The organism is Bradyrhizobium sp. HKCCYLS1011 (assembly GCF_051167795.1).
Classification (GTDB): domain Bacteria; phylum Pseudomonadota; class Alphaproteobacteria; order Rhizobiales; family Xanthobacteraceae; genus Bradyrhizobium.
The window spans coordinates 25,093-39,355 of record NZ_JBNPTT010000012.1 but is presented as its reverse complement, the minus strand read 5'-3'; the positions used below and the strand labels follow the sequence as shown (position 1 = coordinate 39,355).

The window sequence follows — 14,263 nt, the reverse complement described above, 5'->3', positions numbered from 1 at the left end:
CCGACCGGGAATAACGCAGTGCTGTTTCCATCCACCATCGCAGGCTCCCTGCCGAAGCCGGAATGGCTGGCCGAGCCGAACACGCTCTGGGCGCCCTGGAAGTCGAAAGGCGACGAGCTTGCCCGCGCCAAGCGCGACGCGACCATCCTGGCGCTCAAGCTGCAGGAGGACGCCGGCATCGACATCCTCACCGAGGGTGAGCAGTCGCGGCAGCATTTCGTGCACGGCTTCCTCGAGCGCGTCGAAGGCATCGATTTCGCCCACAAGGTCGAGATGGGCATCCGCAAAGATCGCTACAAGGCGATGGTGCCGCAGGTGGTGGCGCCGTTGCGGCTGAGGGGCCGCGTCCATGCCGACGAGGCGCGGATCGCGCGCACGCACACAACACGGGCGCTGAAGTTCACCTTGCCCGGACCGATGACCATCATCGACACGATCTCCGACAACTACTATGGCGACCGCATCAAGATGGCGTTCGCCTTCGCCGAGCTCTTGAACCAGGAGGCCAAGGCACTGCACGAGGACGGCATCGACCTGATCCAGTTCGACGAGCCCGCCTTCAACGTCTACATGGACGAGGTGCGCGACTGGGGCATCAAGGCCTTGGAGCGCGCCGCCGAAGGCCTGACCTGCCCCACCGCTGTGCACATTTGCTACGGCTACGGCATCAAGGCCAATACCGACTGGAAAGAAACGCTCGGCGGCGAATGGCGACAGTATGAGGAGATCTTCCCGGCGATCGATGCCAGCACGATCCAGCAGGTTGCGGTCGAATGCCGCAATTCAAAGGTGCCGATCGAGCTGCTCGGCCTGTTGAAGAACAAGGTGGTGCAGGCCGGCGTAATCGATGTCGCCTCCGACACGATCGAGACCGCGGAGGACGTCTGCAAGGTGATCGAGGACGTCCGGAAACACGTGCCGAAGCAAAACATCATCGCCACCACCAATTGCGGCATGGCGCCGATGCGGCGCGAGATCGCCGAGGCCAAGCTGATGGCGCTCGGCAGCGGCGCCAAGCTGGCGCGGCAAAGATTTGCGTAGCTGCGCCAGGAGCCCAGTGCACTCCCCTCCCATGCCGGGAGGGTTGGGGGTGGGAGTATTTCACGAAGACTGCTGTTGGGTTACCCCCCTCCCTAGCCCTCCCCCACAAGGGGGGAGGGAATGTACCGTGCGCTCGGATGCAGCACGGGCCGGTAGCCGGCCGCGATGGCCCGCAACGTCGACGGCGGGGTCAGCAGCATCGCGCGGTCGGGCACGGCACGTGCTTCGCTATAGCCCGCCGCTGACCACGGCAGCGCCCTGCCCCGCGCAATCAAGAAGCTCTCCGCTCCGGCCTGCACCATCGTGCCATCGGGCAGCGCGCCGACAGGGACAGGCAGCGGGTGCAGGCGCTTCTTGCCGCGGTCCAACCGCTCGCGATGCAGCACCGCGTCGATCTCCGAGGCGCGCAGGCCGCTTGTGCCACTGCCCGCTTCCCAGGCCGCACGAAACCGGTTGGCATCGTCGCGGCGGCAGTAAAAGCAGGGCCGATGCCCGGCGGAGAGCGCCGTGGCCTCGTCGAGAAAAAACAGCTCGGTCCAGCTTCGCCGCGCCATCACCTCGCGGCGGCGGCCACGGAATTCGCAGAGGCAAGTCAGCCAGGCCGGACTCGACCAGCGCTTGTTGAGCAGCGTCTTGGTCGCGGGATCATGGATGATGCCGCGATTGCCTGTGAACAGGCCGCGGTGCGGCGTGGCGATGATCTCGCCGGTCGGGGTGACGCGGTTTTGCAGAGGCATGCCCACACTCCGCTTTCACCGCCGTCATGCCGGGCCGCCCCAACGGGTCCGCGCGAGGCGGCCCGATGACAGGCTCCGGGTTCACGCTTCGCGTGCCCCGGAATGACAGCGAGCTACGCCGCCCCGTCGCGGATTGGCGGCTGGAACGACAGCGCGGTGTCCCAGGGGAAGAATATCCAGGTGTCCTGTGACACCTCGGTGATGAAGGTGTCGACCAGCGGCCGGCCCTTCGGCTTGGCATAGACGGTGGCGAAATGCGCCTCGGGCAGCATCTCGCGCACCATGCGCCCCGTCTTGCCAGTGTCGACCAGGTCGTCCACGATCAACAGGCCTTTCCCGGTCCCGCCGCCGAGCTTGGCCGTATCCGCGGAGATGCCTTTCAGCACCGTCAGATCGCCCTGCTTGTTATGATCATAGCTGGCGATGCAGACCGTATCGATGATGCGCACGCCGAGCTCGCGCGCCACGATCGCAGCCGGCACCAGTCCGCCGCGGGTGATCGCGATGACCGCGTGAAACGGCCCGACCTCATTGAGCCGCCAGGTCAGCGCCCGGCAATCCCTGTGAAACTGGTCCCAGGACACCGGGAAGGCCCGGCCCGCCCGCTCTTCCGCGCTCAACGTCTTGTCCGCCATGTCGTCTGTTCCATCGTTCCTCGGCCCCAACGCAATCCCGCTTTAACGCGAAACAGTCAGCCCGGCGAGCATCTCCTTCACCGCCGCCATCGCGGCCGACAGCTTCTCCGGCTCGCGCGAGCGCACCACCAGATGGGTGTTCGGCTTCTGCTCCTCGTCGGTGAACGGATAGCTGCCGATGATCGTATCGGGATGGGCCTTGGCGATCTCGCGCAAGGGGCCGCCGATATCGCCCTCGCGGGCATTGGCGCGCACCGTCTCCGACAGCATCCGCACGCCCGATTTCAGCTTCGGCGCGACGATGTCCATCATCGCCTGCATGATCGAGGGGACGCCGGCCATGACGATGACATTGCCGATCTTGAAGCCGGGTGCCAGGATGGTCGCGCTCTGGATCAGCTCGGCGCCCTCGGGGATGCGGGCCATCCGCAGCCGCGCCTCGTTGAGATCCTGCCCGCTCCAGCGCTCCCGAAACCGCGCCACCACGTCCGGGTGATGATCGATGCCGACACCGAACGCCTTGGCGACCGCATCCGCGGTGATGTCGTCGTGGGTCGGCCCGATCCCTCCCGTCGTAAACACGTAGGTATAACGGTGCCGGAGCGCGTCCAACGCGGCGATGATATCGGGCTCGTCGTCGGCCACGACCCGGACCTCCTTGAGGTCGATGCCGAGATTGGTGAGGTACTCGGCAATGAAGCCGACGTTCTTGTCCTTGGTCCGGCCGGACAGAATCTCGTCGCCGATGATCAGCAGCCCCGCGGTGACGATCTCGCTCATGATTTCTCCTCGCAACTGTCGTCTGTTTTGGCCCGTTGCGTCGCCAATGTCATCCCGTCCCCACAGCGATGCCGCCGATTTGAGCATCTTATAGCCGGTTTTTCGGGCAGGACTTCCAGCCGCCCGCCGAAATGCCGCCGACGGCTGCATATCGCGCTGGCCCGCCCCTTGCTACTCTCCCCGGGAGTCATGCAGTCTAGGCTGTGGCTGAGAGATACGGGCATCGATGGCACTTGCTTTCGACGAAATGAACGCGCCGGGCGGCGACATCCGCCAAGCCTATCAGGAACTGTCCCGCTGGCTGAAGGACACGCCGCCGGAAGCCTTGGAATATCGCCGGCATGAAGCCGAATTGCTGTTCCGGCGAATCGGGATCACCTTCGCGGTCTATGGCGAGGCGGAGGCGCAGGAGCGCCTGATTCCCTTCGACGTGATTCCGCGGATCCTGTCCGCTAAGGAATGGGCGCTGTTGGAAAAGGGACTGAAGCAGCGCGTCAAGGCGCTGAACATGTTCCTGCGGGATATCTATCACGGCCGCGACATCCTGCGCGCCGAGGTCATCCCTGACGACCTGATCTTCCAGAACCCGGTGTTCCGGCCGGAGATGAACGGCCAGGACGTCCCGCACGATGTCTACGTTCATATCGCCGGCATCGACGTGGTCCGTGTCGACGCCAACGACTTCATCGTGCTGGAGGACAATGCGCGCACGCCCTCGGGCGTGTCCTACATGCTGGAAAACCGCGAAATCATGATGCGGCTGTTTCCGGACCTGTTTGCCCGCCATCGCGTTGCGCCGGTCGAGCGCTATCCGGACGAGCTGCTGGCGGCGCTGCGCTCGGTCGCCCCCTTGAGCGCATCGGCCGAGCCGACTGTCGCGCTGATGACGCCCGGCATCTACAATTCCGCCTATTACGAGCATTCCTTCCTGGCGGACAAGCTCGGCATCGAGTTGGTGGAGGGGCGCGACCTCATCGTCAAGAACGATGAAGTCTTCATGCGTACCACCGAAGGGTTGAAACGGGTCGATGTGATCTACCGCCGCGTCGACGACGACTTCCTCGATCCCCTCACTTTCCGCCCCGATTCCGCGCTCGGCGTACCCGGGCTGATGTCGGCCTATGCCGCCGGCAACATCACGCTCGCCAACGCCGTGGGGACGGGCATCGCCGATGACAAGGCGATCTATTCCTACATGCCTGAGATCGTGAAGTTCTATCTCGACGAAGAGCCGATCCTGAAGAACGTGCAGACCTGGCGCTGCCGCGAGCCGCAGGACTTGTCTTACGTGCTGGATCACCTCGGCGAGCTCGTGGTCAAGGAGGTGCACGGCTCCGGCGGTTACGGCATGCTGATCGGGCCGGCCGCCACCAAGGCCACCATCGAGGCCTTCCGCGACAAGCTCAAGCGCGAGCCCGAGGGCTTCATCGCGCAGCCGACGCTCGCACTCTCCACCTGTCCGACCTACACGGCCTCCGGCCTCGCCCCGCGCCATGTCGATCTCAGGCCGTTCGTGCTGACCGGCCGCGAGCGCGTCACCATCGTGCCGGGCGGCCTGACCCGCGTCGCTCTGAAGGAGGGATCACTGGTGGTCAATTCCAGCCAGGGCGGCGGCACCAAGGACACATGGGTGCTGGATGAGTAGAGGGCACGCACACATCCCGGGGGCTGCTCACCTCTCCCCGCTTGCGGGGGCGCGGCGACCTTCGCTCGCGCTGAGAGGTCGGATCGCATCGCCAGATGCGACCCGGGTGATGGGGTACAGGCCTCACCACGCGCGCCGTCCGTGCGTCTGCCCCTCACCCCCGCCCTCTCCCCGTGCAGGACGGGGAGAGGGAGCACACCTTCTCAGCAGCTTAGTGTAACCGCCCATGCTGTCGCGCACCGCCGAAAATCTCTATTGGCTGGCCCGCTATGTCGAGCGGGCCGAATATCTCGCCCGCACCATCGACGCCACGTTGCGCGTCACCGCGCTTCCCGCCGCCTATATCGGCAAGACCAATGAGTGGGAATCGGCGCTGATGACGGCCGGCGTCAATGTCAGCTTCTTCGAGGTCTATCAGGAGGCCAACGAGCATAACGTCGTCGAATATCTCTCGTTCAATCCGTCCAATTCCTCGTCGATCAAGAACTGCATCGAGGCCGCCAGGCTGAACGCCCGCTCGGTGCGGACAGCCCTGACCTCGGAGATGTGGGACACCATCAACGGGGCCTGGATCGAGCTGCAGGAGGTCTGGAGCAAGGGCACCAAGACGCGCGAGGAGCTGGCGCGCTTCCTGCGCTTCGTGCAGGAAACCTCGCTGCGCTTCGACGGCTCGGCCTACCGGACCATGCTGCGCAACGACGCCTACTGGTTCTCGCGGCTCGGCCTGCATCTGGAGCGTGCCGACAACACCGCCCGCATCCTGGACGTGAAATATCACGTCCTGCTGCCCGAGGAGGAGCATGTCGGCGGCCCGCTCGATTTCTATCAGTGGAGCTCGATCCTGCGCTCGGTGTCGGCGCTCACCGCCTACCATTGGGTGTATCGCGAGACCCTGAAACCCTGGCTGATCGCCGATCTCTTGATCCTCAACGACTCCCTGCCGCGCTCGCTGGCGAGCTGCTACGGCAATCTCGTGCGCAATCTCGACCAGATCGGCGTCGCCTATGGCCGGCAGGGTCCGTCACAGCGCCATGCCCGCGGCGTCCGCAACCGGCTGGAACATTCCAATATGGATGATATCTTCCAGCGTGGCGTCCATGAGTTCATCCAGGAGTTCATCGCCGACAATTCGCGGCTTGGTGAGATCATCACCAAGCAGTATCTGATCTGATCGAGTTAAGGTGAAGGTTCTTGGTCACCGTCATGGCCGGGCGAAGTCCCGGCCATCCACGTCTTGCTTTTCCCTCTCGGCGAGAAACTTCGTGGATGCCCAGGCATGACGATGGATAGACCGGCATTCCATCGGACACGACTATGCGCCTGCGTATCTCGCATACAACCACCTATCGCTACGAGCCGGCGGCCACCGGCGTCATCCAGATCATCCGGATGACCCCCGGCAGCCATGACGGCCAATATGTCGCGGAGTGGCAGATCGACGTCTCGACCGATTCGCGCCTCCAGATGCATGAAGACGCGTTCGGCAACGTCACTCACGTGATCACGCATGGCGCGATCGAGGACCTGACCATCACCGCCGAAGGGCTGGTCGAGACCCACGACACCGGGGGCGTGCTGAGAGGCGCCGACGAGCGCTTTCCTGCGGGCTTCTTCCTGCGCCCAACAGCGCTGACCACGGCCACGCCGGCGATGGCGAGCTTCGTCCGCGAATTGCGCAGCGAGTCCGAGGACGACGTGCTCGGCTTCCTGCATGCGCTGATGACGCAGATCAACGAGCACATGACCTTTGACGAGGATCCGACCAACACCGGCACCTCGGCGGCAGAGGCCTTCGTGCTCAAGCGCGGCGTCTGCCAGGATTATGCCCACATCTTCATTGCCTGCGCCCGTGCCGGCGGCGTCCCGGCCCGCTTCGTCTCCGGGCATTTTCTGCGGTCCGATGGTGCAGCGCACCAGGCGGCCGGCCACGCCTGGGCCGAAGCCTTCGTGCCCGATCTCGGCTGGGTCGGCTTCGATGCCGCCAACTGCATCTGCACGACCGACGCGCATGTGCGCGTCGCCATCGGCCTGGATTATCTCGGCGCGGCACCCGTGCGCGGCACCCGCTATGGCGGCGGGTCGGAGACCCTGACCGTCAGGGTCACGGTGGAACAGGCCGGCCGCGGCAGCGGCCAGTCGCAGTCACAATCGCAGCGGCAGTCGTAATTTTCGGCGCACAGCCTTTGCGCGGATCACTTTCTCCTGGAACGGCGGCATCATCGCACGTGCTGCTTCCGCAACGACGGTTCGCTCCCTCCTCCCGCTTGCGGGCTTGCCTCCGCGCAAGCGCGCGATCGTTGATCCCGCAGACCACCAAGCCATCCGCGGCGAACGGCGCGGGGCAGGACTGCGTCATGTATGATACCAATCACGCGTGACGGCAAACCAGCGGGACTGGACCATGGCGACTGTAAAACTGCTCTCGGACAATGAACTCTCGCCGGAGGCGCGTGCCGTCTTCGACGACATTCGCAAGACGCGGCAGTCTGATTTCGTCAACAACTTCTGGCGTGCGCTTGCGCACGACCCGAGGACCCTTCGTCGGACCTGGGAAAGCGTCAAAGAGGTCATGGCGCCCGGTGCGCTCGATCCCAAGGTCAAGGAAATGCTCTACGTTGCCGTTTCCATCGCCCATGGCTGCACTTACTGCATTCATTCTCATACCGCGGCCGCACGAGCGAAGGGCATGAGCAACGCGGAATATGCCGAGATGATTGCCATTGTCGGCATGGCTGCCGAGACGAACCGGCTCGTCACGGCCTTGGGTGTGCCGGTTGACGACGCATTCCTCGTCGATCCGGAACAAGGCTGAACAGAGGATCGTAAAGGACGCGGCATGCCCGTTCGTGCACGCTGGGAATACGGGGGTTGGACGGTCAGCCGAAATTGGCTAGTAATTCCGGCTCTCAAGTGCGGGGATCGGGCATGACCTACTGCTGCGGAATATTGGTGCGCGACGGCCTCGTGATGATCGCGGACACCAGGACCAATGCCGGGCTCGACAACGTCTCGACCTTCCGCAAGCTGCACATCTTCTCCAATCCGGGTGAACGGATCGTGGCGGTCGCGAGCGCCGGCAATCTCGCCATCAGCCAGTCGGTGCTGTCGACCCTGACCGAGGGAATCGAGGACCCTGACACGGGCGAGGTCGAGACCTTGATGAATGCTCCGACCATGTTTCAGGCCGCGCAGCGGATCGGCAAGGCCATCCGCATGGTCCATGCCACCGAAGGTCCGGCGCTGAAGGCCGAAGATATCACCTTCGACGTCTCCTTCCTGTTCGGCGGCCAGATCAAGGGCTCGCGGATGCGGCTGTTCATGGTCTACACCGCCGGCAATTTCATCGAGTGCACCACCGACACGCCCTATTTGCAGATCGGCGAGCACAAATACGGCAAGCCGGTGCTCGACCGCGCCATGCATTACGACGTCGAGCTCTATGAGGCACTGAAGACCGGGCTGATCTCAATGGATTCGACGATGCGCTCCAATCTCGGCGTCGGCTTGCCGATCGACGTGCTGGTGGTCCGCTCCGATGTCTGCGAGGCCGATCTCAATCATCGCATCGAGGCCGGCGAGCCTTATTTCCACGACCTGCGCTCGCGCTGGTCGGCGGCGCTGCGGGCGGCGCACAACAACATTCCGCGTCCGCCCTACAAGACCCAGAGCGAACCGAAGCAGTAGAGCATGATCCGGAAACGTGCGACGCGGTTTTTCCGAAAGAGATCAGGCTCGATCGACACCAAGAAGATCGACACCAAGAAAAATGGAAGGTGAGGAAACATGACCGAGGCTGGACGCAAGATCGCCGTGGTGACCGGCGCAGGTACGGGCGTTGGCCGCGCTGCGTCGCTGGCATTGATGAAGACCGGCTTCACGGTGGTGCTCGTCGGCCGCCGCAAGGAGATGCTGGAGGAAACCGCCAAGCTCGGCGAGCCCGGGATGAGTCTCCCGGTCACGGCCGACATGACCGATCCCGGCTCGATCGCGGCGCTGTTCGCCAAGGTGACGGAGACCTACGGCCGGCTCGATCTGTTGTTCAACAATGCCGGCATGGGCGCGCCGCCAGTGCCGTTCGAGGATCTGCCGCTCGCCCAATGGCAAGCGGTGGTCTCGACCAACCTCACCGCGCCCTTCCTCTGCACCCAGCACGCCTTCCGCATCATGAAGGACCAGAACCCGCGCGGCGGCCGCATCATCAACAACGGCTCGATCTCGGCGCATGCGCCGCGGCCGTTCTCGGCCGCCTACACCTCGACCAAGCACGCCATCACCGGCCTTACCAGGGCTTCCAATCTCGACGGTCGCGCCTACGACATCGCGGTCGGACAGATCGACATCGGCAATGCCGAGACGCCGATGACGGACCGGATGGTTGCCGGCGTGCTGCAGCCCGACGGCCGGATGATGCCGGAGCCGCGCATGGATTCGAAGGCGGTCGGCGACGCCGTGGCCTACATGGCCTCGCTCCCGCTCGATGCCAACGTCCTGTTCATCACGGTGATGGCCAGCAAGATGCCGTTCGTCGGACGCGGCTGACGGACATCCGTAGCCCGGATGCGCGACGCGACATCCGGGCGCAACCCGCGCGGATTTCTTTGACTTGGCCGGTCGGGCGCGACTCGCTGCGTCTGCCGGTCTCTTCGACTGAACGCGTAGCCCGGATGAGCGGAGCGAAATCCGGGGAATTGTTATAAGACTTGCGACGAGGAGATGCCTAAACGGTCCGCTCGCCAAATTCGCCAGTCAATTCGGTGACATCGCCTCCCCAATCCTCGGGAAGAAGACCTTCGCGGACATAGCGTCGGAATGACGAATAGGGCCAGTCATGTACCCGAGTTACGAGGCCATGTTTCACCGGGTTGAAGTGAATATAGTCGACGTGGCGAGCGAAGTGGTCGTCATCGCGGATGGTGTGCTCCCAAAACCGATTCTGCCAAAGTGCAAGGTCTCCATTGTTCCGACGCGGAATTGACAGTCCCGCTCGTAGCAGCACGCTGCTAAATTGCCCTTTTATTCGTCGCCATCGTCCGGAGAAATCGGCATCTCCCGGCGGAAGAGTCATGAGCACGTGCAGATGTTCAGGCAGAATCGCAATGGCATCGATTGCAAACGGTCGCTCGTTTCGCGTGATTCGAAAAGATTCCCGCAACACCTCGATCTGGTCGACAAGTATGCGTGAGTTTCGATCGAAAAGTGTGACCGTGAAAAAGAATGTCCCTCCAGGCACGAAGTTGCGCCGATAGCGAACCATTGGCTAAGTCCAGCTTCAATAACGACCGTTAGTCTGGGCCGCCAGCAGCAACAGGTCAACGCGCAAGATGAAGACTGCTTTGTTCGCCCCGGATATCGCTTCGCTCATCCGGGCTACGGGTTCACTACTCATTTGAGCGGGCGTGACTCAGCCGCGGCCTGGACCCGATCCGCGGATCAGGGCACCGCACGGAACATTTTGCGCGTTGCTTCAATGGTATCTTAATCGGCAACTTTTAGGATGCTGAGGCTCGCGACGTCGTGCGCGGCGCTGTCCCGCGATCCGAGCTGTGCCCATGCAGCCCTCAGCCATCCTCGGCCAGGCTCCTCTCAGCCGCCTCAAGCGGCTGCTTGAGCTTATGACCCCAGCGGCCGCAAATGAGGCCGATCGCGAGATGCTGCGCGGCCTGGCCGTGCTCGGCGGCGGCTTTTTCATCTTCACGTTCGTTACCTTTCTCTGGGCCACCCAGTGGAGCTGGCCCTTCCCGCGCGACGGGTCGACGCTGGTGGTCGGTCGCGATTTCCTGAATTTCTGGATGTATGGCCGCGCCGCGTTCACGCCCGATCCGTCGCGCTTCTATGATCTCTCAATCTACAATGATGCGCTCGCCGCGCTGCTCGGCCCCGGCTACCCCGGGCAGAACGTGCCCAATCCGCCGAACGCGCTGGTGGTGATGGCGCCGTTCGGGCTCTTGAACTACGTCCCGGCCCTGCTCCTGTGGTTCGCTCTCGGCCTGCTCGCCTTCTATCTGGGCTGTCGCAGCAGCTTCGCGGACGGGCGCGCGCTGCTCGTGGTCGCCATCTCGCCGGCGGCGCTGATGTGTATTCTGTCCGGTCAAAGCTCGTTCCTGACCACGGCCGCATTGTTTGCGAGCTTTGCCTTCTTGGACCGCCGGCCGGCGTTCGCCGGGCTCTTGATCGGGCTGCTCACGGTCAAGCCGCAGCTCGGCATTCTGCTGCCGGTGATGCTGGTCGCCTCTAGCCGCTGGCGCGTCATTGCCTCCGCGGCGGTTGCGGCGGCGGCGCTGTTCGCGGCGAGCGTCGCCATCGGCGGGCTGCAGGGCTGGGTCGACTATGTCACGAAAGCGCTGCCCGTCATGCGCGAGGTGTTGCGCGATCCCAGCGGCATCGCCATGCCGTATCATGCGACGCTGTTCATGAGCTTCCGTGGCCTACTCGGCGATCAGGTGGCGGATGCGATCCAGGCCGTTGCGGCAGTGGCCGCGGTTGCCGCCGTGTATGCCGCCTTCCGCTATCGCAAGCACGGCGATCCGGCGCTGCTCAGGGCTCTGCTGCTGGCCTGCACGATCTGTGCGTCGCCCTATATGGGCACCTATGACGTGCTGCCGCTAACCGCTGCGGCGATCGCTCTGCTGGCGGATGGAAAGCTCGATGCGATCGGCCGGCGGCTGGCACAGCTCGTCTTCTGGCTGCCCGCGCTGCAACTATTGTTCGGCAACCTGCAGATGCCCGGGCCGGGCCTGATCCCGGCGGTTTTCGCGCTCTATCTGTTGCGGCGGCTGTTTGTGTCGGCAAAAGCCGCCCTGCCGGCGCCTGCCTCGATTTCCGTGACCGGCTGACTATTCGAGACGTTCGACGGCCCGCAGCGCCGGAAACAGCTTCATCCACAACAGCGCAATCGCAATGGTGCCGACGCCGCCGAGCACGGCGGCGGGCATCGTGCCAAACAGCGCCGCGGTGACGCCGCTTTCGAACTGGCCGAGCTGGTTGGAGGCATTGATGAACAGGAAGTTCACCGCGCCGACCCGGCCGCGCATCTCGTTCGGGGTGGCCAGCTGCACCAGCGAGAAGCGGATCACCACGCTGATCGTATCCGCGGCGCCGAGGATCGCGAGCGCGGCGACCGATACCCACATCCAGTGCGAGACCGAGAATACGACTGTCGCCGCGCCGAACACGATCACCGCCTGGAACATGCGCAAGCCCACATGGCGGCTGATCGTGTGCTGCGCCAGCACCGCCGTCATCGCGAGCGCGCCGACTGCGGGCGCCGCGCGCAGGATGCCGAGCCCGAGTGGGCCGGTCTCGAGAATGTCGCGGGCATAGATCGGCAGCAGGGCGGTGACGCCGCCGAACAGCACCGCGAACAGGTCGAGCGAGATCGTGCCGAGGATCGCCGGGCTCTGCCAGATGAAGCGGACGCCGGCGAACAAGTCGGCATTGGTCGCATTCTCCTTGGGCGCCGGCACGTCGTCGGGCACCTCGATGACGCCGGTGAACAGCATCCCGAGCAGCCAGAACACGACCATGATGCCGTAAGCGAGGCCGGGTGCGACCGCATAGGCGAAGCCGCCCAGCGCGGGACCGATGATGGTCGCGAGCTGGGCCGCGCCGCTGGACAGCGCGCTCGCCCGTTGCAGGCTGCCGTTGGGTGCGATCAACGGGAGCAGCGCGGCCGTCGCTGGGCTCTCGAATGCGCCGGTGATGCCAAGCACGAAGGTCGCCGCGAACAGCTGCAGCTCCGTTAGCACGCCCGCATAGGCGCCCCAGCACAGGTAGACTGCGGTCAGCGCTTCCGCGAGCTGGCAGAGCTGCACGACGCGCTTGCGCGGGTAGCGGTCGGCGGCGCTGCCGGCCACGAACACCAGAAGCGCGGTCGGCAGGAACTGGATCAGCCCGACCATGCCGAGATCGAAGGCGCGTCCCGTGAGGTCATAGATCTGCCAGCCGATCGCGACCCCGGCGATCTGGCTGGAGAAGCGCGACAGGCTGCGGGAGAGCAGGAAGAACAGGAACGAGCTTTGCTTGAGCAGCGTGCCCGCGCCGATCGGAATGGTGGAGGACATGGCACGTTTGCGTGACCCAGCACCGGAGCCTTGTCAACTTCAGCCCCGAGGTCAGCGCATGGCATTGCGCTTTGCTATCTGGGCTGCTCATACTGACCAAACTCGGGGGACCTATGCTACAGCTGCAATCTGCGTTCGGCGTCGTCGCGCTGCTGTTGATCGCCTGGGCGATCAGCGAGGACCGCCGCGCGGTCTCGCTGAAGCAGGCCGTGCTCGGCCTTGTCGTCACGCTGGTCACCGCGGTGGTCCTGATCAAGGTTCCGGTGGTCGCGCGCGCCTTCGGCACCATCAACGACGCGGTCGGCGCGATCTCAGCGGCCTCGCGCGCCGGCACCTCCTTCGTGTTCGGCTATCTGGGCGGCGGCGCCCTGCCCTTCGACCTCAAGGCGCCCGGCGCCGATTTCATCCTTGCCTTTCAGGCGCTGCCGATCGTGCTGGTGATGAGCGTGCTGACCACGCTGCTGTTCTACTGGCGCATCCTGCCACCGATCGTGCGCGGCATGGCTTGGCTGCTGGAGCGCACGCTGGGCGTCGGCGGCGCCGTAGGGCTGTCGACCGCGGCCAATATCTTTCTCGGCATGGTCGAAGCGCCCTTGTTCGTCCGGCCCTATCTCGCGCAGATGACGCGGAGCGAATTGTTTCTGGTGATGACCGGCGGCATGGCCGGCATCGCCGGCACCGTGCTGGTGCTTTACGCGACACTGCTTGCGCCGCTGATCCCCGATGCGGCCGCGCATTTCGTCATTGCCTCCGTGCTCGGCGCGCCCGCTGCGATCCTGGTCAGCCTGATCATGGTGCCGGAGACGTCCAAGGAGCTCACCGGCGGCGCTCTCACCGATCCCGAGATGGACGCTGCGAGCACGATGGATGCCATCGTCAAAGGCACGAGCGCGGGGCTCGAGCTCCTGATGAACATCATCGCGATGCTGATCGTGCTGGTCGCTTTGGTGCATCTCGCCAACGCCATCCTGTCGCTGTTGCCGGCGATCGGCGGCGCCGACATCTCGCTGCAGCGGCTGTTGGGCCTCGTCATGGCGCCGGTGTGCTGGCTGATCGGGCTACCCTGGTCGCAAGCCGTCACGGCCGGCAGCCTGATGGGAACCAAAACCGTGCTGAACGAGCTGATCGCCTATGTCGAATTGTCCAAGCTCGACGCGGCCGCGCTCGATCCCCGCGCCAGATTGATCATGCTCTATGCGATGTGCGGCTTCGCCAATTTCGGCAGCCTCGGCATCATGATCGCAGGGCTCGGCACCATGGCGCCGTCGCGGCGCGAGGAGATCAATGCCCTCGGCCTGAAGTCGATCGTCTCGGGCACGCTCACCACCTGCCTGATGGGCGCGATCGTCGGCCTGCTGACTTGAG

At 64.5% G+C, this 14,263-nt stretch carries 14 protein-coding genes; 9 read left to right on the top strand and 5 right to left on the bottom strand.

The window, feature by feature from the left end:
* Positions 1–18: 18 nt before the first annotated feature.
* The gene (locus tag ACQR1W_RS32865) at positions 19–1,041 is read left to right on the top strand and encodes a methionine synthase (protein ID WP_434854848.1); all 1,023 of its coding nucleotides are present in this window, start codon (positions 19–21) and stop codon (positions 1,039–1,041) included.
* A 92-nt stretch (positions 1,042–1,133) separates the two neighbouring features.
* Here ACQR1W_RS32865 and ACQR1W_RS32860 read toward each other — a convergent pair whose 3' ends face one another.
* The 3 genes from ACQR1W_RS32860 to ACQR1W_RS32850 all read right to left on the bottom strand — a co-directional run bounded on the left by ACQR1W_RS32860 (position 1,134) and on the right by ACQR1W_RS32850 (position 3,193).
* Complete coding sequence (locus ACQR1W_RS32860) at positions 1,134–1,778, bottom strand: hypothetical protein (protein ID WP_434854648.1); 645 nt, start codon at positions 1,776–1,778, stop codon at positions 1,134–1,136.
* A 113-nt stretch (positions 1,779–1,891) separates the two neighbouring features.
* Complete coding sequence (gene gpt / locus ACQR1W_RS32855; protein WP_434854647.1) at positions 1,892–2,413, bottom strand: xanthine phosphoribosyltransferase; 522 nt, start codon at positions 2,411–2,413, stop codon at positions 1,892–1,894.
* 42 nt (positions 2,414–2,455) lie between these two features.
* Positions 2,456–3,193, bottom strand: a complete 738-nt coding sequence (locus ACQR1W_RS32850) for a competence/damage-inducible protein A (RefSeq protein WP_434854646.1) — start codon at positions 3,191–3,193, stop codon at positions 2,456–2,458.
* Positions 3,194–3,419: 226 nt separating this feature from the next.
* On the opposite strand from ACQR1W_RS32850, the gene ACQR1W_RS32845 reads away from it, so the two are divergent.
* The 6 genes from ACQR1W_RS32845 to ACQR1W_RS32820 all read left to right on the top strand — a co-directional run bounded on the left by ACQR1W_RS32845 (position 3,420) and on the right by ACQR1W_RS32820 (position 9,377).
* Entirely contained in the window at positions 3,420–4,838 is a 1,419-nt protein-coding gene (locus ACQR1W_RS32845; RefSeq protein WP_434854645.1) for a circularly permuted type 2 ATP-grasp protein, read from the top strand.
* A gap of 226 nt (positions 4,839–5,064) precedes the next feature.
* Positions 5,065–6,009 (top strand): alpha-E domain-containing protein, encoded by a 945-nt coding sequence (locus ACQR1W_RS32840; protein WP_008969809.1) that lies wholly within the window; start codon positions 5,065–5,067, stop codon positions 6,007–6,009.
* Between the two features lie 143 nt (positions 6,010–6,152).
* The gene (locus ACQR1W_RS32835) at positions 6,153–7,004 is read left to right on the top strand and encodes a transglutaminase family protein (protein ID WP_434854644.1); all 852 of its coding nucleotides are present in this window, start codon (positions 6,153–6,155) and stop codon (positions 7,002–7,004) included.
* Between the two features lie 235 nt (positions 7,005–7,239).
* Positions 7,240–7,650: a carboxymuconolactone decarboxylase family protein gene (locus ACQR1W_RS32830; RefSeq protein WP_008969807.1), complete on the top strand. Its 411-nt coding sequence runs from the start codon at positions 7,240–7,242 to the stop codon at positions 7,648–7,650.
* A gap of 113 nt (positions 7,651–7,763) precedes the next feature.
* Positions 7,764–8,522, top strand: a complete 759-nt coding sequence (locus ACQR1W_RS32825) for a peptidase (protein WP_434854643.1) — start codon at positions 7,764–7,766, stop codon at positions 8,520–8,522.
* A 99-nt stretch (positions 8,523–8,621) separates the two neighbouring features.
* A complete protein-coding gene (locus ACQR1W_RS32820) occupies positions 8,622–9,377 on the top strand; it encodes an SDR family oxidoreductase (RefSeq protein ID WP_008969805.1) in 756 nt (251 codons plus the stop codon).
* A gap of 178 nt (positions 9,378–9,555) precedes the next feature.
* On the opposite strand, the gene ACQR1W_RS32815 is transcribed toward ACQR1W_RS32820, so the two are convergent.
* Entirely contained in the window at positions 9,556–10,092 is a 537-nt protein-coding gene (locus ACQR1W_RS32815; RefSeq protein WP_434854642.1) for an REP-associated tyrosine transposase, read from the bottom strand.
* A gap of 295 nt (positions 10,093–10,387) precedes the next feature.
* Here ACQR1W_RS32815 and ACQR1W_RS32810 point away from each other — a divergent pair, with 295 nt between their 5' ends.
* Positions 10,388–11,671, top strand: a complete 1,284-nt coding sequence (locus ACQR1W_RS32810) for a glycosyltransferase family 87 protein (protein WP_434854641.1) — start codon at positions 10,388–10,390, stop codon at positions 11,669–11,671.
* Here ACQR1W_RS32810 and ACQR1W_RS32805 read toward each other — a convergent pair whose 3' ends face one another.
* Complete coding sequence (locus tag ACQR1W_RS32805) at positions 11,672–12,898, bottom strand: MFS transporter (RefSeq protein WP_434854640.1); 1,227 nt, start codon at positions 12,896–12,898, stop codon at positions 11,672–11,674.
* Between the two features lie 113 nt (positions 12,899–13,011).
* Between ACQR1W_RS32805 and ACQR1W_RS32800 the strand changes: the two genes are divergently transcribed.
* Positions 13,012–14,262: a NupC/NupG family nucleoside CNT transporter gene (locus ACQR1W_RS32800; RefSeq protein WP_434854639.1), complete on the top strand. Its 1,251-nt coding sequence runs from the start codon at positions 13,012–13,014 to the stop codon at positions 14,260–14,262.
* Position 14,263: the final 1 nt, after the last annotated feature.